The following is a 17827-nucleotide window of genomic DNA, read 5'->3' on the forward strand; positions in this document are numbered from 1 at the left end:
GGTCAGGTGTCACTCATCCGTGCAGCAGTCCCCTTGCTCTCCTCAGGAGGGTGGCGGGGTGGTGCTCAGCGCGCCAGGTCGTCCAGGAAACCGGAGGCGACTGTCTCCTCCAGCACGGCTGTCCCGTGCTCTGTCATGGCTGTGGTCAGCGCCGGGTCCCAAGGCACCGGAGTAAGCCGCCCTATCGAGGGACCTCGCGGGGTGAGGCTCAGGGCATCGAGGTAGTGCGTCGCTGCCATCCGCCAGGGAGTTGCCGATGTCTTATCCATGACGTGGGCGGCGATGCGGATTCCTTCGCCGTCGAAGTCGCCGTGGTAGTGCAAGGTGGCTCCTTTCTCGGCGAGAAGTCGCAGGAGATGGATCGCTGCGCTGTTGGGCCAACCCGAGGTGCATACCAGGGCGGGGCAGCGTCTGCCGAAACGCTTGAGTGCCATGGCCATGATGCTGGGGTTCTCGGTGATGTGGACGGGTCCGGCAGGAAGGCCGAAGTCTTCGGGTGTGCGCAGTTGGGCCAGGGTGAGAGAGGTCGCGTGGCCAGCTTCGGTGGAGAGAGCCGTGAGTCGGCTCAGGAGCCCGGAGCCGGTGGGGCGGAGGCCTGCGGCCAGGACGGTGGTGGAGAGTCCGTCGTCGGCGACGCCGGCGCGGGTCCACAGGGCGCGGCGTTGTTGTGCGCTTTCGGGCGGGTCTTGGTCGTAGAGGGTGGCGAGGGCGCGCAGGGTGAGGGTGGACAGTCGGGTGCCGTCGTCGAGGGCGTGGGAGTTGCCGTGGAGGAGGCGGGCGGCGAAGTGGGGAAGTGGTTCGCCGCTGGCGGGGAGTGCGCACAGGACGGTCAGTGCTGAGGTGAGCAGGTCGCGGGTGCGGGTGGTGGAGTTGTCTATGAGGCCGGTGGTGCGGCAGTGAGCGGTCCATGCGAGCAGGGCGGGTTGTGCGTGGATTGTGGGGTGGTTGTCGAGCCATTTCCACAGGGCGGCTCGTTCGTTGTTGCGGCGGTGGCGGTCGCCGGCGCGATCGTGGAGGGGGCCAATGATGTGGGTGAGGATCTCGGTCAGGTGAGAGGGCTGGTTACGGCGAGGGCTGCTTGGAGGTGGGTGAGTGTGAGGGTGGGGTGGGTGTCGGGGAGGCGGTCCCAGCCCATGAGGTCGGCGAGGGCTTCGCATTGTTCGTCGCCGAGGGGTCCGAGGCGTACGCGGGCGACGGGGCGGCCGGAGGATAGGCGGTTGTGGATGGTTTGCCACACGGGGCGCAGGGCGGGTCGGTTCAGTCGGGCGGCTGGGGTTGGTGTGGTCATGCTGAGGTCTCGGGAGTGTCGTCGGGGTGGATTCCGGTGCCGTTCCATACGAGCGGGCGCTGGTGACGGCATCGTCGCCGTCGGCTCCGGTGATGAGTTGGTGGATGGCGATGCCGGGGAGTTCCCGGTAGGTGCACCATTCGTGGTCCGAGGTGAGCATGAGGTCGAGGTCGAGGGCGCTGAGGAGGGTGAAGGCCTGGCCGCGGTTGGTGGTGTCGACGCCGACGAATACTTCGTCGAGGAGGATCAGGCGCGGGGCGTGTGGGACGGCTTCATGGTGGGCGGCGACTGCGGCGAAGAGAGGCAGGTGTAGGGCGATTGCCTTTTCTCCGCCGGAGAGGGCTCCATGGAGTTTCTTGGTGAGTAGTTGCCAGTCGGTGCCGCCTGTGCGGTCGAGTTTGACGACGAACTGGTGCCAGGCGGTGTAGTCAAGGACCTCGGAGAGTTGTTCTTCCCAGGTGGCTGCGGTGTTCTTGGCTTTGGCTTCTTCGATGCGGCCGCGGAAGAAGGTGTGGAGGGCTTCGCGGTCTTCGTCGGTGATGCGGTCGGGGTCTTTGAGGAGGAGTTCGCGGGCTGCTTTGGTGCCGGGTGGTAGGTCGTACGGCAACGTTGGATGCGGTGCGGACGCGTTTGAGGTGGCCGTTCGTCTTGTCGACGAGTTCGTTGGCCTGGCGGATGCGGGCGGCGAGGTGGCGGCGGGTGTCGCCGGTGAGGGTCTGGTCGAAGAGACGACGTTCGGCGGTGGTGATGTCTTGGCGGCTGCTGTCGCGTTCGGCGGTGAGTGTGTCGAGCAGGCCGGTGGCGCCGACGCGCAGGCCGTCCATGGAGGCGGTGAAGATGTGGGCGTCGTCGTCTGCTTGCAGGTCGAGGTCGGCTCAACGGCCTAGGGCCTGTCTGACAATTCCAGTCTGATCAGCGAGATTCGGCTGAGCTGGCAATCTGGAGGTGCGCCGAGCGGCCGGGGACTGGGCAGTGGCTACGAACGGCGGGCCAGCAGATGGGCGTCGAGGAAGCCCCGATCAGAGGCTGGATCGTGGAGCAGCCGGGCGAAGGGGTTGAGCCCAGCATCGCCCAGCAGTTCGGCGAGGCGATCCACCGGCCAGCTGTAGGCGGGCGCCACCTTGTGGTCGAACCGGACCGGTTCTTGTCCGTCGGTCCCGAAGAAGGAGACCAGGAGCAGACCGTCCGGCGCCAGGACGCGCACCAGTTCGGTGAGCAGCTCCGGTAGTTCTCCAGGAGGGGTGTGGATCATTGAGTAGTGGGCCAGCACGCCGCCGAGCGCGGCGTCCTCGATCGGCAGGGATTCCATCCGCGCCTCTTGGAAGCGCAGCGCCGGATGGGCCTGCCGGGCGTGGTCGACCATGCCGGGGGCAAGGTCGAGTCCGAAGGCGTCCAGGCCGAGTTCGTGCAGCATGGCTGTCAGATGTCCGGGCCCGCACCCGACGTCCGCTGCCCGCGGGTTGCCCGTCGCGCGCACCAGTTCGGCGAAGGTGCCGATCATGGCCCGGGAGAAAGGTTGTGTCTCCAGCCGGTTTGCGAACAGCGATGCGTACAGCTCAACGACACCGTCGTAGGCCGTCCTGGTCTCGTCCTGATGATTCACCACGGGCAGGACTCTATAGCCGGTCTGATAATTGATCTTGTGGCAGGTCGAGGTGAGCTGACGGACGCGGCATGGAGGCGGATAGAGCCCCTTTTGCCTCATGTGGGCGGACGGGGCCGTCCGTGGCGTGATCACCGGCAGGTGGTCAACGGGGTGCTGTGGCGGCTGCGGACCGGGGCTCCGTGGCGGGATCTTCCCGACCGGTTCGGGCCGTGGCAGACCGTCTACGAGCGGTTCGCCCGCTGGGAGGCGGACGGCACCTGGGCACGGTTGCTGGAGCATGTTCAGGTCCGCGATGACGCGGTGGGCCGGGTGGAATGGACGGTCTCCGTCGACTCCACCATCAACCGAGCCCACCAGCACGCAGTGGGCGCCCGCAAAAAGGGGATGCGAACGGGGACGAACTGGAAGATCCGGGCGGCTCGCAAGCGTGCCAGGCCCTCGGCCGCTCCCGAGGCGGACTGACCACCAAAGTCCATCTCGCCGTCGATGGCCGGGGCCTGCCCCTGTCGATTGTGTTCACGCCCGGCAACGTCAACGACGCTACGGCGTTCGGCCAGGTCCTCGACGGCATCCGCGCCCCGCGCCTCGGCACGGGCCGCCCGCGCACGACACCGGATCGTGTGCTGGGTGACAAGGCGTATTCCAGCAGGTCCATCCGTCATCTGCTGAGGCGCCGGGGCATCGCTGCCACGATCCCCGAGCGCCGCGACCAGGCGGCGAACCGCCGCCGACGCGGAGCCCTCGGCGGCCGGCCGCCGGCCTTCGACAAGGTCACCTATCGCGACCGCAACGTCGTCGAACGATGCTTCGCCCGCCTCAAGCAGTTCCGCGCGATCGCGACCCGGTTCGACAAGCTCGGCGACCGCTACCGTGCCGGAGTTGTCCTGGCTTCCTTGATCCTCTGGCTCCGCGAGTCCACGGGTGATCATTTGTCAGACAGGCCCTAGATGTTGGCGGGCTTCGTGGATGGCTTCGGAGAGCCGGTTGAGGGCGTCGCTGAGGTTGCGGGGTTCGTGGGGCAGGTTGGGCCAGCGTGCGGCGGTGGTGCGGGCTGCTTCCAGGGTGGCGCGGGCGCCGTCGTGGGCGGTGAGTTGGAGGGTCAGGTCGGCGTCGTCGGTGAGGCCTGTCAAGCAGAGGTGTCGGAGGCGGTGGGCTGCCCTGTCCCGTATGCGGGCGGCTTCGTCCCGGTCTTTGGTGTCCTGGGCCACTGTGGCTTCCAGGGTGGCCATGCGGCGCTCGAGGCTGCGGAGCTGGGTGTCGGTGGTGGTGACGTGGTTTCGGCAAGTGTTGCGCTCGGTGCGCAGGACGCTGATGCGGGTGGCTACGTGGCGGAAGTCTTCGCCGGTGGTGCTTTCGACGGCTTGCAGGGTTGCGGCGAGGAAAGGGCTTCGGCTTCAGCCTGGGTGGCCTGTTCTTCTTGTTCGTGGGCGGCTTCGCGGGAGCGTTCGGCTTGGGCGTGGGCGTGGGCGGTGGTGGACCGGCCCTGGGCGCTGGTGAAGGTCATGAGGGCATCTGCCCAGAGGCTGGCTGTTTCCTGGAAGGTGTTGAGGGCGGTGGTCAGGTCGGTCAGCAGTTGTCGGTCGGTGGGCAGGCTGTGCTGGGCGGACAGCGTGCTCAGGGTGCGCATGGCCCGGGTGACGTCGGCTTCGCGGTCCTCGAGGTGGGAGGCGGCGGCCTGAACGGCGTCGTTGCGGGAGCCGAGTCCTTCTTCTGCTCGGTCCCATGCCCGGAGTGTGGTCTCCAGGTCGGTGCGTGGTGGGGGGGCGAGGTCGGCGTCGAGGCGGGTGCGGCGGTCCGCCAGGGCGCGGATGTCGGTGTCGAGGGCGGCGATGACGGTGTGGACGTGGGTGAGCTGCTCGGTGAGGTGGGCGATGTGGCGTTGGCGGGCTCGGTGGCGGGCGAGGGCTCCGATGTAGGCCGGTTCGGGTTTGTTCCAGGTGCCGGTGGCGGCGGCCAGGCGCCAGCTGCCGTCGGCGCCGATGGCAGCTGGGTGGTCGGTGGGCAGGCGGGTGCCGTAGGCGATGCCGGCGAGAAGCTGGGTCACCCGTTGTTCGGGAACCGGGATGTCGGGTTCGGGGCGCAGGACGTGCAGCAGGGAGGAGCCGTGGGCTGGGTGGGTGAAGGTGGCTTCGGCGAGGGTGTCGTGGCCGGGGAGGTTGAGTTCGCCGTGGGGTGTGATCCAGGCGTCGAGGAGGCCTGCGGCCTGCAGGGCCGCTTCGACGCCTGCCTGGACGGTGGTGGGGGTGTCCTCGGTGAAGGTGATCAGCTGCCACAGGGGGGCGCCGGGCAGGGTGGTGCGGTCGGTCGTGCGGGTGGCTGGGGTCGGTGGTGGCAGGTCGGCTTGCTGGCGCAGCTGTTCGATGCGGTCGGTGCGGTCGGTGCGGTCGGTGCGGTCGGTGCGGTCGGTGCGGTCGGCCAGAGCGTTGTCGCGCTGGGCGCGGGCCTGGGTGTCGTGGGTAGTGATGTCCTGATCGGCGGTGCGCAGCGCGGGTTCGACCAGGGCGAGGATGTCGCTTTCCGAGGCGGCGCGGGAGGCGAGGTTGTCGAGGTCCGTGATGCGCAGCTCGCGGCAGTTGGTGGCCCATTCGAGCAGGAGGGATGTGTGGTGCTGCAGTGCGTCGGTGTAGGCGTTGGCTACTTGGTCGCGTCGGCTGATTGCCTCGCTCAGTCGGCTGCGGGCGCCGTCCAGGTCGCTCTCGGCGCGGGTGCGGTCGCGTACGGCGTGTTGGTGGGTGTTGATTGCTGAGTCGACCTGGTTGATCTGGTCGCGGCGTGCGGTCGTGGCGCCCCGCAGCAGGGAGCGGATCCGGTCGGGGGCGGTGGCCGGGTCGACGGGGGTGGTGAAGGCGGTCTGGGCTTCGAGGCAGGCGGATTCCATGCCGGTTCGGCGTGCTGCTTGCTGGGGGTCGTCGAGGACGGCGCGCACGTGGTCGGCATGTTGGTCGGCCTGGTCGGCAGCGCTGGCTGCCTGCTGGGTATCAGTGGCGGCGGTGTTCTGCTTCGTGGTGGCGTTCTGACGCGAGGTGCGGGCGGTTGCCTGGGCTTCTTCGGTACGGCGGCGCAGCCGGTCGAGCTCTTTGCCTTCTTGTAGTCGTCGCTGTCGATCAGGCCTTCGACGGCGCCTTCGAGTTCCTGTTCGCGTTGGCGGAGCTCGTTGAGGCGTTCGGTGCCTTCGGTGTGTCCGGTGGTGGCCTGGTGGAGGTTGTCGGCGCTCTCGCGGGCAGTGCGGGTGTAGTTGTCCATGTCGGTGGTGGCCGAGATGAGCGTGGCTGCGGCGGCGCGCAGGACGCGTTGGGTGTAGCCGCGCTGCTGGGTGGCGATCTGGGTGGCGGCGGTGACCTCTTCGTCGAGTTGTTTGAGCTGCTCGCGCTGCCGGTCCAGGCGTTCAAAGCCCTCGGCGAGTTCGGTGATCTCGCCGTGGCCGAGCGGGGGCAGGGCGCGGGAGAGAAGGGCGGAGAGCAGAGAGGGGTCGAGGCGTTCGGAGAGTTTGGGCTGGCGTAGTTGCAGCAGGGCTGTGATCAGTGCCTCGTAGCGCTGTTCGGTCATGCCGTCGAAGAGGGTTTGGCGGACCGTGGTGCGGTAGTCAGCCGCGGAGGCGTGCATTTCGCCTTGGCCGTGGAGGGCGTCGGTGAGTGCTTGGCGGGTGGGGGGGGGGCTGGCCCGATTCGTTGACCAGGGACAGTCCGGTATGCGCGTCGATGCGCTGGCTGGTGGTGAAGTAGTCGGGACGGACGGTGCTGGTGTGGACGCTGGCCTGCAGTCGTGCTCCGCAGGTGAACCACTTCAGTTCCCCTGTGTCCGGGTGGGGTTTGGCGAACTCCATCCACACGTAGCCGACGCGGGTCTTGCCCTGGGTGCCCTCCCCCATCAGGTTCCAGTGCATGGTGCGCTCGGAGCCGCCGAAGGTGGACAGCCGGTTGGGTCGCAGGTTGGCGTCGAAGAGGAACGGCAGCAGCAGCTCGAGGGCCTTGGACTTGCCCGTGCCGTTCTGGCCGCGTAGCAGGAGTCGTCCGTTGTGGAAGGTGAAGGTCTCGTCGTAGTAGCGCCAGATGTTGAGGATGCCTGCACGCTGAGGCCGCCAGCGGCCTGGTGGGGAGTGAGGCTGTGGCTGTGTCTGGTGGCTGTTGGTGAGCGGAAGCTGGGTGACGGCTACCACAGGGCTTCTTCCTCGAAGGTGTTGTCACTGGCAGAGCGGGTGGCAGGGGCGTTCGTGGCCGCGGGTGGGGTGGTGGTGACGCGGTAGCGCCAGGCGGCGGGGCTGGCCAGGGTTCGGCCGGCGGACCGGTGAATGAGGTGGAAGTCGGCCAGGACCGTGCAGGCATCGTCCGCCAGCCGCCCGGCTCCTTCGGTGGACTGATAGGCCTTGGCCCATTGGGGAAAGCGGCGCAGCAGGTCAGAGGCGGCGGACGATAGCTGTTCGGGGGTGGTGCCGCCCGCTGGGCCGGTGACCTCCTCGAGGAGGAGGAGAGCGGCGATGCGGGCGGTGGAGGAGTCATCGGGGAACGTGGTGTTGGTGGCGAGAGCGTCGGGGTCGATCAGGAGGAGCCCTTCGGCACGCTCTTCCAAAGCGAAGCCGGCCTGTTCCGCGGCCCGGCGCAGGATCTGACGGCCGGTGGGCGAGGCAAGGTAGGCCTCCTCGTCGTCGCTGAGGTCATCTCGGTAGAGGACGGGGTCGTCAAAGAGGCGGCGCAGGATGGAGTGGCGCAGCCACAGGTTGCGCTGGGTGTCGGAAACTGGGGCCTGTTCGGCGCCTGTGGTGGTGTGGGTGGGTGCTTCGCCGTATCGGCGCTCGCGTACCAGGCTGTGCAGCAGGTCATCGAAGCGGTCGGTGATCTGGTCCGGCGCCGGAGCGAGGCTGGAGGGGCCGATGGGCGCTGCGGGAAGGCGCATCAGCAGGGTTGCATCGACGCGGTAGAGGACCTTGGCCTGCTCCGAGTCGACGAAGGTTTCCGTGGTGCCGTCGAGGACTTGGAGGGCGCCGTAGGACTCGAGGAGGCGCAGTACGTCGACGAACGCCATGCGTTCGGTACGGCTGGTGGTGTCGAAGGGCGGCAGTGCGGGGTCGGCGGCTATTGCCTGGACGACTCGGCCGGCGAGGAGACCGATGGTCGTCACGGGGATGGCGAGAAGTTCGGCTGCGGTCACGCACAGGAGGATGTAGCGGCGGCGGTCGAAGGGGGCGCGGCCGGAGCGCAGTCTGCGGGCGGGGCGGGATGAGTCCAGGGTGTGGCGGATTTTGAGGAGCCGGGCGTAGCCGCGTCGGGATTCGACGACGAGGCTCCAGCCGCAGGTGTAGTCGAACCACTTGGTCAGCGGTTCCTGGCGTCGCCGGATGATGTCGAAGATGGCGGCGTCGCTGCGCTCGGTGATCAGTGGCTTGGCCAGGAGCAGCCGGATGGCGCGGGCGATGTCTTCCCGTTCGGCGGCGACGAGCTGGTTGGCAAGCGTGCTCATCCTGCGGCCCTTCGAGGTGCGGTGGTGGGCTGCGTGCCGGGTGTGCGGATGTCGACCGTGTAGTCGCCGGTGGTCAGGGTCCCGTGCGTGGTGCGCAGCATGACGGAACGGTCGTCCGTCAGCGGCTGCAGCACGATTTCCACCCGGCCGTCCGCAGTGAGTGCTCGGCGGTTGCCGTGGTGGTCGGGGCGGGCGGCCAGGGCCCTGCCGAGCAGGTCCAGCAGGCGCTCGAAGACAGTGTGGTCGAGCGCGCCGACCGAGGAGAGGCGTACCGGGCCGTCGGTGGCCAGTTGGTCCCAGGCGGCTTCCAGCTGTGCACGTTTCAGGCGTGCCTGTTCGGCGCGGGCAGCTTTTACCACGGCGATGTCGCGGACCTTCGCTGTGCGGGAGAAGCGTTCGGTGCGGCCACTGGTGCGTAGCAGTGCTGACGCTTCCACCGGCGGCGCCTCGGACCATGGAGTGGCTGCGGGGATCAGTTCGGGATCCGGGTGCATCAAGTGGGCGTGACGGGCAGGGCCGAGCCCGAACGCGGCACTCCACAATCGGTGCAGATCCTGCTTGCGAGGCGCGGCGGCGAATCAGCGGGCGAGCTCGCGGAAGTCCTGCACCGCGCTGGAGGAGCGGCGGCGTGCTTCGGTGATGCAGTCCAGGACCTGCAGCAGGGAAACAATGGCGCGGCGGGCGACGTCGTGAAGCTGCTCCACCCTGGGGCGGGATTCGTCAGAGGGCAGGAACCAGGCTTGCAGGCCGGCCCAGCGTGCGCGGCGGCGCTCCAGCCACACCGTGCCCGGGTCCGCGCCGGTGACCGGAGGGAGCTCCGCACCGCGCAGGTCCCGCTCGTGCAGGATGCTCACCGACCTGCTCTGGACGCGTGCCACGGCGGCGGCGACACCGTGGCCTCGGCGGTCCAAGTTGACCAGGAACTCCTGTAGGTAGGCGACGGTGGCGGCTTTCACCTCCTGAAGACCGTCAGGTCGACGCCTTCCGCACGCAACAGCCTCTGGCAGTTCCCCGTTGAAGGCTTTGGTGTTGTCGAGCAGGGCCTCGAGATGCGCCTCAAGCTCCTGCAGGGTGCTGAAGATCCTTCGGTCGGCCGAGTTGGGCTCTCCCAGAAGCTGGTAGAGCTCGTCCAGACGATCGGTGATTGCTTCCAGAACTGCCTTCTGTAGCGCGCCGGTTGCCGCTAGGACCGACATGGCATGCTGCACGCCGGCGAAAGCTGCCTCGCCGCGACCGGTGAGCGAGTACTGCAGGTTGCGGCGCTCGTATTCCTCTGCGGTGCGGTAGTTCTCGGCGTGGTTTTGCACCAGGTCCAGCAGTTGCCACCGCTGCAGTTGCCTCAAAGCCTCGTGCAGGTCGTCATCGGCTATCGCGTCCAGCCAGCCGACATCTCGAAGGCGTACCCGGACCTCGTCCAGGCCGAGCGCGGTCTCCAGTCGTTCGTTCGCTGTGCCGAACGCCTGCAGGATCGCCCCGTACAGCTCGGCCCGGTCTCCCGTCGTGAAACGGAACATGTCCGACGGAACCCTGTGCACCAGTCCTCCCCTGTCCAACATCCACCCCTGGAAGGGCACTTCATAACCGTAGGTGCATGCACTGACAACCAGGGTGAGAAAGGAGGAATCCCCTGGTGAGCGGGTTGGCGGGTAATCCGTTGTGGCAGCAGCGGGCTGCACGAAGCGATGCGATACGGCCCCGCGGCGGATCGGCCTTGCCCGGATCAGGAGCAGCCTTACGGAAGCGAGACGAGAGCCCGATAGCATGCGTCGCCGGCCCGGTCGCTTCGTGCCGCTGATCACGTTAGAGGTGCTTTTGTGTCCAGCCGTCTTCAGTCGGCGCAGTCTGGTGACCCCCGCCGTATAGGTCCCTACCGTGTTGTCGGCCGGCTCGGGGCAGGCGGTATGGGGACGGTGTATGCCGCGCTCGGCCCTTCGGGAATGCGGATCGCTGTGAAGGTCGTGCATCCGGCGCATGCTGCGGACGACGAGTTCCGGGCCCGGTTCCGCCGGGAGGTGCAGCTGTCCAGACGGGTCACGGGCCCCTGCTTGGTGCCGGTGCTCGACGCCGAGACCCACGGTCCTGTCCCGTGGCTCGCTACAGCGTTCGTTCCCGGTCCCACCCTCGACCAGTTCTTGGCTGCGAACGGCGCGCTGTCCGGGGCGCGGCTGTGCGCTCTCGCTGCGGGAACCGCGGCCGCGCTCGCCGCGGTGCATGATGCAGGCATCGTCCACCGGGATGTCAAACCGCGAAACGTCATCCTCGGATCTCGCGGTCCACGGGTACTGGACTTCGGGATCGCTCACGCCCTGGACGGCACGTCAGTGACGCGCACAGGGGTGATGACGGGCACGCCGGGCTGGATCAGCCCTGAGCACTACCGCACCGGTGTGGTCGGTCCGGAAGGTGATGTCTTCGCCTGGGGCGCTCTCATTGCCAATGCTGCGACCGGCCGCCTGCCGTTCGGCACGGGTGCCTCCGATGCGGTGGCCTTCCGCGTCATGTCGGCTGAACCAGACCTGGTCGGCGTGCCTGGCGATCTGCAGCCTCTGGTTGAGCAGGCACTGGCCAAGAATCCCGGCGACCGGCCGACCGCGGCTGAACTCAGCCTCGGCTGCGCAAGGTTGCTCGCTGTCCAGGCCACGGCTGTCGCGTCTCGTCCTGAGGAACAGCCGACTCTTGTGGCTGACCTGGTGAGCCTCCACTGGGATCTGGCGTACGAGGACCCTGTGTGGGCTGTCGCCCCGCGGGGGCGCCGGCGAGTGAGGCTGTATGGCTCTGTTGTTGCAGCCGCGCTTGTCGTGGGCGGCATCGGCGGAGCAGTTGCTGCTTCATTCGCCTCCCAACCCGGGCAACGAGCGGCAGCTGCGCCGGGCAGTACACCGAGGACTGCGGTGTCCAGCGCCGGAACCGCGACGGTGCCGGGCGAAAGTGGGGACCCGGCCAGTTCCGCGCCGCTCCCCTCCCCCGACACAACCTCACTGGTTTCCGTCGAGGCGTTGCCGCCGTCCTCGCCACCTCAGCCTCCCCCGTTCGTCTATCTCCCGGACCAGATGGACTGCAGGCCGCAGAAGCAGGCCGAGATCGACGGGGCATGGCAGTACGTTGCCCCCGGTGAGGTCCGCGCCGGAGACGCTGTGGAACTCTCTCTGCGCAACAAGTACGGCAACTTCGATCCTGTGCAGGCCGAAATGCCGGTGCTGGCCAGGGTGTACATGCCCGACGGCACCTCACGGCTGGCGCGATCAGCAGTGCAATCCGATACTTCGGCCAGCGTGACGTGGCCCGGAGACTTTTCTGGCGCTGCTGCTCTTTACCCGCCAGGTACGTACACCGTTGTCTGGTCGGTTGGCGACGGCTCGAGCTACTTCATCACCTGCACAGGCTTCACCGCGCACTGACAGCGAGGCTGCGCCTGCTTGCGCGTGAATCGGCCTTCGCTGTCCGAGGTCGCTGGCGTAGCACGAGTGGTCACGACATGCCGACGGCGCCCGTGCACGGTGCGGGCGCCGAGGAAGGAAGATGAGCGGGGCCGGAGACTCAGCCCCGGACGACATTCTCTGCCTGAGGCCCCTTCTGGCCCTGCGTGATCTCGAATGTCACGGCTTCGCCCTCGGCCAGCTCGCGGTAACCGTTGCCTGTGATGTTGGAGTAGTGCGCGAAGACATCCGGTCCGCCTCCGTCCTGGGCGATGAAGCCAAAGCCCTTCTCGGAGTTGAACCACTTCACGGTGCCGCTGGCCATGCTCGTCCCCCTGGTCAAATTCTGCAGCGGCCCTGGGACGGACCGCTGCAGCGCCCTTCTCCGGGCGCCCACTCCCGTCCTCCCCCAGCCCACCCACACCTACACTCACCAATCCGATCTTGTTTCCCAGAACGCGACGATGGCCAGGCCTTCCCGTCCCAGGCCAGCCGGGCAGCGCCGCCGAGCGGTGGGCCCGCTCGGAGAGCGGGAAGGACTGATCGTCCGTCGTGGAGACGAGTGCTCGGCGCGATCAGGCTGCCTGCCCAGAGCATGTGCCTACAGGTTCGCGCCGAGCACTCGCTCCAAGTCTGCAGCGTGCGCAGCCATGCCCTGTTTCCATGCGTCGCTGTCCTGCTCCGCGATCTCCCGCCACAGCGTCGCTGTCGCGGTGCCGAACGCGGCCAGCGCTTCAGGTGCAGCGTTACGCCACGACGGGAAGCGGCCGGCGAAGGCGACGGCCTGCTCGGCTGAGTGGCCTGCATGCACGAGGCGCAGCGCCAGGGCGCCGGGGTTGATCCACGCGGCTCCCCGCGTGGGCCACGCCCAGTCAACGAGTCGAGCTCGTCCTTGCGTGATCAGGATGTTGTCCGGGGCGAAGTCGGTGTGCAGCGGTGCGTCGCTCGCAAAGTGGTGGAGGGTGCCCGGTAGTGCGTAGTGCGCCCATCGGGCAGCAGCAGCTTTGATTTCGACGTCGGCCTGTGCCGTGATCGTTTGCAGCTCGGTCAGAGCCGCTTCGACGAGTGGTAGGTCGGCCGAGCCCGGCGTGTAGTTGGCGTGCCGGCCGTCGATTACCTCGTAGCCGAGGATGCTCCAGTCGTCGGCCTCCAGGTGCCAGTACAGGCGCGGGCAGGACGGTGGCAGGTGCGGCGCCAGCCGGCGAGCCAGGCCATGGTGCGTTCGACGGTCCAGCGGTGGCGGCCCAGTCGTTGCGTGGACTCGGCTCCCTTGCGGGCGATGCGGTGGGTGATGCCGCGTTCTCGTAACCATCGCCGCAGGTGGGCGTAGTCGTAGCCTTTGTCGGCGTGGAGTTTGCCGGGCTTGCGCCGCCGTCGGCCGCGGCGTGAGCGGATGGGCGGGATGCCCTTCACGAGCGGGATGAGGGCCTGGCTGTCGTGGAGGTTGGCCCCGGAGATGCCGATGGATATGGGCAGACCTGATCGTTCCGTGATCAGGTGGATCTTCGAGCCGTACTTGCCCCGGTCGACAGGATTCGGATCTGTCAGGTCCCCCTTTTCAGGGCCCGCATGTTCACCGAGTCGATCGCGCAACGCGACCAGTCCAGCTCGCCGCGGGCGCCGAGTTCGTCGAGGACCAGGCGGTGGAGCTTGGCCCATACCCTGGCTTTCGACCACTCCGAGAACCGCCGGTGGGCGGTCGCTCCGGACGGGCCGAACGACGCCGAAGGCAGTTGCTGCCAGGTGCAACCCGACGTGGCCACGAACACGATCGCGGCCAGCACTTCCCGGTCGCCGTGTCGACGCCGACCACCGCCCTGAGGCCGGGGTGGCGGCTCCGGCACGACCCGCTGGAACAGCTCCCACAACTCGTCCGGTACCAGCCGCTCAACGATCCCCACCATGGCGCACAGACTACCGAGTTACCCAAATGAGATGACCTCTAACTCACCGAAGCCCTGAAATCCCACAGGCTGCCTCCGCCACCGCGGTGCCGTGGCGTCCTTTCCCAACCGCTGTGGGGCGGACGACACCACAGCAGCGGCTGTACAGGGCTGCTGCACTGTGTTCGAGGGAGCCGGGCCAGCTCGTGTGGTTACGGTAAGAGGAGGCCGGTGCGATCGGGGCCCAGATCCAGGCGCTCGGGTGGTCACCCGCGCTCAGCGGAAGCTCCTGAGCGCGGCCAGCTCGGCCCTGACAACGCACCTACATGGATCTTCAACCGGATGGCCTGCCTGCACTATGAGGTGCGGATCTTGCTGCTCCACGCTCCGAGCACCTGGGTCAGGTTCGCCAGATCGAGCGGAGTGATGACGATGAGCTTGATACCGGCGTGCTGTGCGAGTTGACGCTGGGCCTGGATCTTCGCGAGGTAGTCGTCACTGGCCAGGCCTGCGTATTCAATGTAGGTGCCGTCAGGCAGCCGCCAGTCAGCGCGGCGTCGGCTGTTTGCGTTGTGCTCGGGGTGGTGCGGCCATGCGGGTTCGATCTGGTGCTCAACATTGTGGCGGCTCAGCCAGCCATCGATAGTGCGCTCGGCCAGAGACCGGCATGGATGGCCGTCCGAGGCGATGCAGTAGGTTCCCCGGGCGGGGCTCCAGGCATCGGAGACGATGTCCGTCATGCGCAGGACTTCGATCCGGATGCCAGCCCTCAGCAGGCCGCGGAGGGTCGCGGCCTGCGGGCATGCAGCCATGGCGCCGACGATAGCGTCCCTCTGTTCGGCCGGAAGGTCGAGAGGGACGGGCGTTTGGAGAAGTCCTGCGGTGGTGCGGCGCGCATACTCGCCGAGAGAGCGGTCAGCGCCTGGCAGGCTGCGCGAGGCGCCAACGTACCGTCATGACCGTCGCGAGCCCGGACGCAGCACTGTTTACACCAGCGTGCCGGCCCGAATTGGCGAATGATCCATGGGTTGAGCTCCCCGGCCGTGAAAGCGGCTGCGCACAGAGGGCAGGTCTGTGGGAGCGCATCAGGCCAGGACCTGCAGGCGCGCGCAGTGTAGAAGGAGCCGTACATGGCAGCGTGCTCATACACGATCTCTGCCCGGTCCCGGTAAGTGTGGCCCCGTCCGATCAGCCTTCGGCGGGCAAGATCGTGCAGACTTTCTGCGAGCGTCGGCAGGCGCGTGAGAAGGCGCCGTGAACACACCCAGGGCCACATCGCTCCGTACACATCGATCAGAGAATCGACAAGCTCGTCGCCGTCTTTCGTCCACACCGCAGCGAACCGCGCCTGATCAGCAGCGTTCCATCCGTACGGATTGAAGCCTCCATACGGATCCGCAGACCTGAAGGACCAGCCCCGGCTGTGGCCGCTGTCACTCGATTCGGTAGGCAACAAGAGACTTCCCCTCAACAGCCCAGGCGCGCCTTCAAGCTCATAGTGCCCCGGCCCGCCGAAAGCCGAGACTGAAACGTCTGGCTGTACACCCGCCAGCAGCCAATACGCTCAGTCGATAGCAGGCTGTGACCGTGACCCACGCCGCCATTTCAGACACCAGCCCGGAGACGACGGGGACATGAGACAACCGCCGAGCGTGCGCGACAAGAGGCTTCCACCGATCTCTGCGCCGACCGCCTACGTCAGGCACCGCGCTCGGGTGCCGCAGACATAAAGCAGGGGCCAAGAGGAAATGCGTGCCTTCCACAGGCTGAGCAGAGCGTTCGACCGTTCACGGACAGGGATCTGCCAATCGAAGGTGAGGCTGCGCCCCTGCGTCTTGGATGCGAAGGCGCAGGCGGGTTTTTGTCGCAGTGTAGGGGGCTCTGCTCAAGGCACAGAATCGTGAGTCTTCCCTGGCTTCTTGCCTGGCGGATGGCCTGGACCGGTCGTCAGGCAGCAGCGGGCAGCTCGGTGGCCTGTTGGGCCCCGAAGGCGGTGTCGAAGGCCAGGGTGCGGTCTGTGGCGACGAGGTAGTACGGGGAGCCGGAACCTGCCTCCGAGTAGGGACCGTGCCGACCGGTGGCCAGCACTTCGTGAGGTGTGAGTACGTCCAGGTTGTCGAAGACGTAGTAGACGGGGAGCAGTGTCCAGGCGACCAGTTGGAAGTGGGCTGTGACCGCGGCCCGTTCCACGGCATGGCGGCTGGTGGTGCGGCTGGTCATCCGGCTCTTGCAGTCAATCAGCGCGATGTGCTGCTCCTTGGCGGCGATCAGGTCGGGGGTCCAGCGCAACGCGCTGGATGTTCCCTGCAGTGCGAACCGGACGAGGTCGGTCAAGATACCTTGGCCCCATGCGTTGACGTCCCATCCGCGTGAGGTGAGTTCTTGGGTGACCCGCAGTTCGTGCGCGTCGCCTACGGCCTTCCTGTGCTGAAAGCTCGGCATAGGGGGAGTGTGGCGCACTGACGCTGGTCCGAAACGAACGAGGGCTGCAGAGCGGCGAGGTTCCGCCAGCCCCCGACGGCGGGTGTTGCCGGTCGTGGTTGTCCGTCGGTGTTCACCATGGTTCAGGGGTGTCCCGCCTTGCCTCATCCAGGCCCCGTCAGACTTGTCTGGATCTCACCCCTGCCTCAGACCGCCAACGCCGCCCCCGGTGTGCTGCCTGGCCATGAGCCGGTCCAGAGCCGCGCCGTCATCCGGTCCATGTCATCAGCCATCCGCCGCAGCTCCATCGTGAACATGCAGGTCTGGCCGGCATCCAGGCCGCCAACCCCGGCAGCACACGGCACAGACGCACACCCAGGCCAGACAGCTGCCAGCCCACAACGTGCTGCTGTCAGTGCGCGATGGAAGGATGACCCGGCTGGCTTTCGTGCGATGCCCGCGTCAGCCGGGAGACATACCGTGGGGGTAGATTTTGACGAATCAGGAATCCGAGCTGTGTCGGCACTGTGGAGAGCCGATCACCAGTTTCGACGGCCGCTGGTCGCATGGACGCCACGGATACGGTGGATGGGGATCTGTCGGATGCAGCGCCTACAGTTTCACCCTGCGTGGTGAATGGGACAGCCGTCTGACAAAGGCCGAGAAGGCGAGTCCTCGGACCAGGGCCCAGCTTGCCGGCAGGGAAGAGTTTCCCGCCTGGCCTGGACTGCAGCAACAGCGTTGGGAAGCTGCTCGGAAGGAACGAGAGGCTGCCGCGCTGGCCGCCACCCGCTTCTCACCGAAGCTGTCGAAGGCGGTCCAGGCCGCCGAGGCGGTAGCGGCCGACTCCGGAAGCCACACTTTCCGCACTCTCGAGCGCCGACGCCAAGCAGTGATCCTGGCTATGGAGGAACAAGCCCGTCGTGCCGCGGCCCGGAAAGGGCACGCGGAACTGGGCAGCATCACGGCCGACGACGAGCTGGCCCGGCTCATGCAACTGACCAGAGACGTGCTGCGCTCCTTGCGCGCGGCAGAAGACCTTCTGCCGCCGGCAGAGGCACTCAAAGCAGCGGCAAGCCGTTACAGCGCCCGCATCGACCAGATCGCCACCGATCGCTACGGCTCCTTGCCGCGGCAGGCAGACGGCGCCCCTACCGAGCGAAACACGCTGCAGGCCGCGCGCCAACGCGCAGGACGTCACAAGGAGGCTCCCTGACCAACAAGCGCCGACGTCGAGCGAGCGTTGCTCGCTCGACGTCGGCAAGCAACTAAGGATTCCGGCCAACCCGGAGAAGGCCGTGCCGGACGCTGGCCGCTTTCGGTGTCCAGCGAGCCTGCTGGCGAGGCGGGGCTACACCCTCGCCCGAAACAGCCAGGCCGTCAGGCCAAACCCTGCACCGCGCCACCACGGACGAGCCATTTCCAACGACCGATAAGAGAGACACCAAATCAAATCACTGCCCAAAAACCAAGATGACATCATCAGCGCCGACAGGCGCACACAACCCACCCCTGACCGACAGGGAAGGGGCGAACACCACACCAACCCACTGTCATGCAGCCAGGCATGACACCCCAACAAAACACTAATCCACCCACCCTTTGCCCCGCCAGGGCAAACCCCACCCACCAACTCACCGTCAGGCCGCCAGGCCTGACACCCCTACCCATCGGCCGTCAGGCCGAACACCACTCACTGTCATGCCGTCAGGCATGACACATCAAACACCTTCCGGCCGTCAGGCCGGAGTTGGGCCGT

13 protein-coding genes and 2 pseudogenes are annotated in these 17827 nt (G+C 67.4%); 4 read left to right on the forward strand and 11 right to left on the reverse strand.

Annotated elements, in window-relative coordinates; translation table 11 throughout:
- Positions 1–65 precede the first annotated feature (65 nt).
- A complete protein-coding gene (locus tag RI138_RS32240) occupies positions 66–1895 on the reverse strand; it encodes a TIGR02679 family protein (protein ID WP_311122765.1) in 1830 nt (609 codons plus the stop codon).
- A 28-nt stretch (positions 1896–1923) separates the two neighbouring features.
- Between RI138_RS32240 and RI138_RS32245 the strand changes: the two genes are divergently transcribed.
- Positions 1924–2175: a hypothetical protein gene (locus RI138_RS32245; protein ID WP_311118184.1), complete on the forward strand. Its 252-nt coding sequence runs from the start codon at positions 1924–1926 to the stop codon at positions 2173–2175.
- Between the two features lie 89 nt (positions 2176–2264).
- On the opposite strand, the gene RI138_RS32250 is transcribed toward RI138_RS32245, so the two are convergent.
- Positions 2265–2894, reverse strand: coding sequence for a class I SAM-dependent methyltransferase (locus RI138_RS32250; protein WP_311122766.1), 630 nt, complete (start codon positions 2892–2894; stop codon positions 2265–2267).
- On the opposite strand from RI138_RS32250, the gene RI138_RS32255 reads away from it, so the two are divergent.
- A protein-coding gene (locus tag RI138_RS32255; RefSeq protein ID WP_311118183.1) for an IS5 family transposase occupies positions 2883–3841 on the forward strand; the annotation gives its coding sequence in 2 pieces (ribosomal slippage) (positions 2883–3285 and positions 3285–3841; 960 coding nt in all). The genes RI138_RS32250 and RI138_RS32255 overlap by 12 nt on opposite strands.
- Here RI138_RS32255 and RI138_RS32260 read toward each other — a convergent pair.
- The 5 genes and pseudogenes from RI138_RS32260 to RI138_RS32280 form a co-directional block, all read right to left on the reverse strand.
- Complete coding sequence (locus RI138_RS32260; protein ID WP_311122767.1) at positions 3827–4123, reverse strand: hypothetical protein; 297 nt, start codon at positions 4121–4123, stop codon at positions 3827–3829. The genes RI138_RS32255 and RI138_RS32260 overlap by 15 nt on opposite strands.
- A gap of 92 nt (positions 4124–4215) precedes the next feature.
- Complete coding sequence (locus RI138_RS32265; protein WP_311122768.1) at positions 4216–5772, reverse strand: hypothetical protein; 1557 nt, start codon at positions 5770–5772, stop codon at positions 4216–4218.
- A gap of 705 nt (positions 5773–6477) precedes the next feature.
- Complete coding sequence (locus tag RI138_RS32270; protein WP_311118181.1) at positions 6478–7050, reverse strand: hypothetical protein; 573 nt, start codon at positions 7048–7050, stop codon at positions 6478–6480.
- On the reverse strand, positions 7044–8348 hold the full coding sequence (locus tag RI138_RS32275) for a TIGR02678 family protein (protein WP_311118180.1): 1305 nt from the start codon (positions 8346–8348) through the stop codon (positions 7044–7046). Before RI138_RS32275 ends, RI138_RS32270 begins: the two co-directional genes overlap by 7 nt.
- Positions 8345–10321: pseudogene (locus RI138_RS32280) on the reverse strand (TIGR02677 family protein). The gene RI138_RS32275 and the pseudogene RI138_RS32280 overlap by 4 nt, the downstream one beginning before the upstream one ends.
- On the opposite strand from RI138_RS32280, the gene RI138_RS32285 reads away from it, so the two are divergent.
- Complete coding sequence (locus RI138_RS32285) at positions 10250–11746, forward strand: protein kinase domain-containing protein (protein ID WP_398862027.1); 1497 nt, start codon at positions 10250–10252, stop codon at positions 11744–11746. The pseudogene RI138_RS32280 and the gene RI138_RS32285 overlap by 72 nt on opposite strands.
- Positions 11747–11885: 139 nt before the next feature.
- Here RI138_RS32285 and RI138_RS32290 read toward each other — a convergent pair whose 3' ends face one another.
- The 4 genes and pseudogenes from RI138_RS32290 to RI138_RS32305 all read right to left on the reverse strand — a co-directional run bounded on the left by RI138_RS32290 (position 11886) and on the right by RI138_RS32305 (position 15981).
- Complete coding sequence (locus RI138_RS32290) at positions 11886–12089, reverse strand: cold-shock protein (RefSeq protein WP_311118178.1); 204 nt, start codon at positions 12087–12089, stop codon at positions 11886–11888.
- An 863-nt stretch (positions 12090–12952) separates the two neighbouring features.
- Positions 12953–13668: pseudogene (locus RI138_RS32295) on the reverse strand (IS5 family transposase); the annotation flags it as partial.
- A gap of 335 nt (positions 13669–14003) precedes the next feature.
- Positions 14004–14459 carry a hypothetical protein gene (locus RI138_RS32300; RefSeq protein WP_311118177.1) on the reverse strand — a complete coding sequence of 152 codons (456 nt, stop codon included), beginning with the start codon at positions 14457–14459 and terminating at the stop codon, positions 14004–14006.
- Positions 14460–15594: 1135 nt separating this feature from the next.
- Positions 15595–15981 (reverse strand): hypothetical protein, encoded by a 387-nt coding sequence (locus RI138_RS32305; RefSeq protein WP_311122769.1) that lies wholly within the window; start codon positions 15979–15981, stop codon positions 15595–15597.
- 580 nt (positions 15982–16561) lie between these two features.
- Between RI138_RS32305 and RI138_RS32310 the strand changes: the two genes are divergently transcribed.
- Complete coding sequence (locus RI138_RS32310) at positions 16562–17284, forward strand: hypothetical protein (protein WP_311118175.1); 723 nt, start codon at positions 16562–16564, stop codon at positions 17282–17284.
- The last annotated feature ends 543 nt before the right edge of the window (positions 17285–17827 follow it).

The organism is Streptomyces durocortorensis, from assembly GCF_031760065.1.
Taxonomy (GTDB): domain Bacteria; phylum Actinomycetota; class Actinomycetes; order Streptomycetales; family Streptomycetaceae; genus Streptomyces.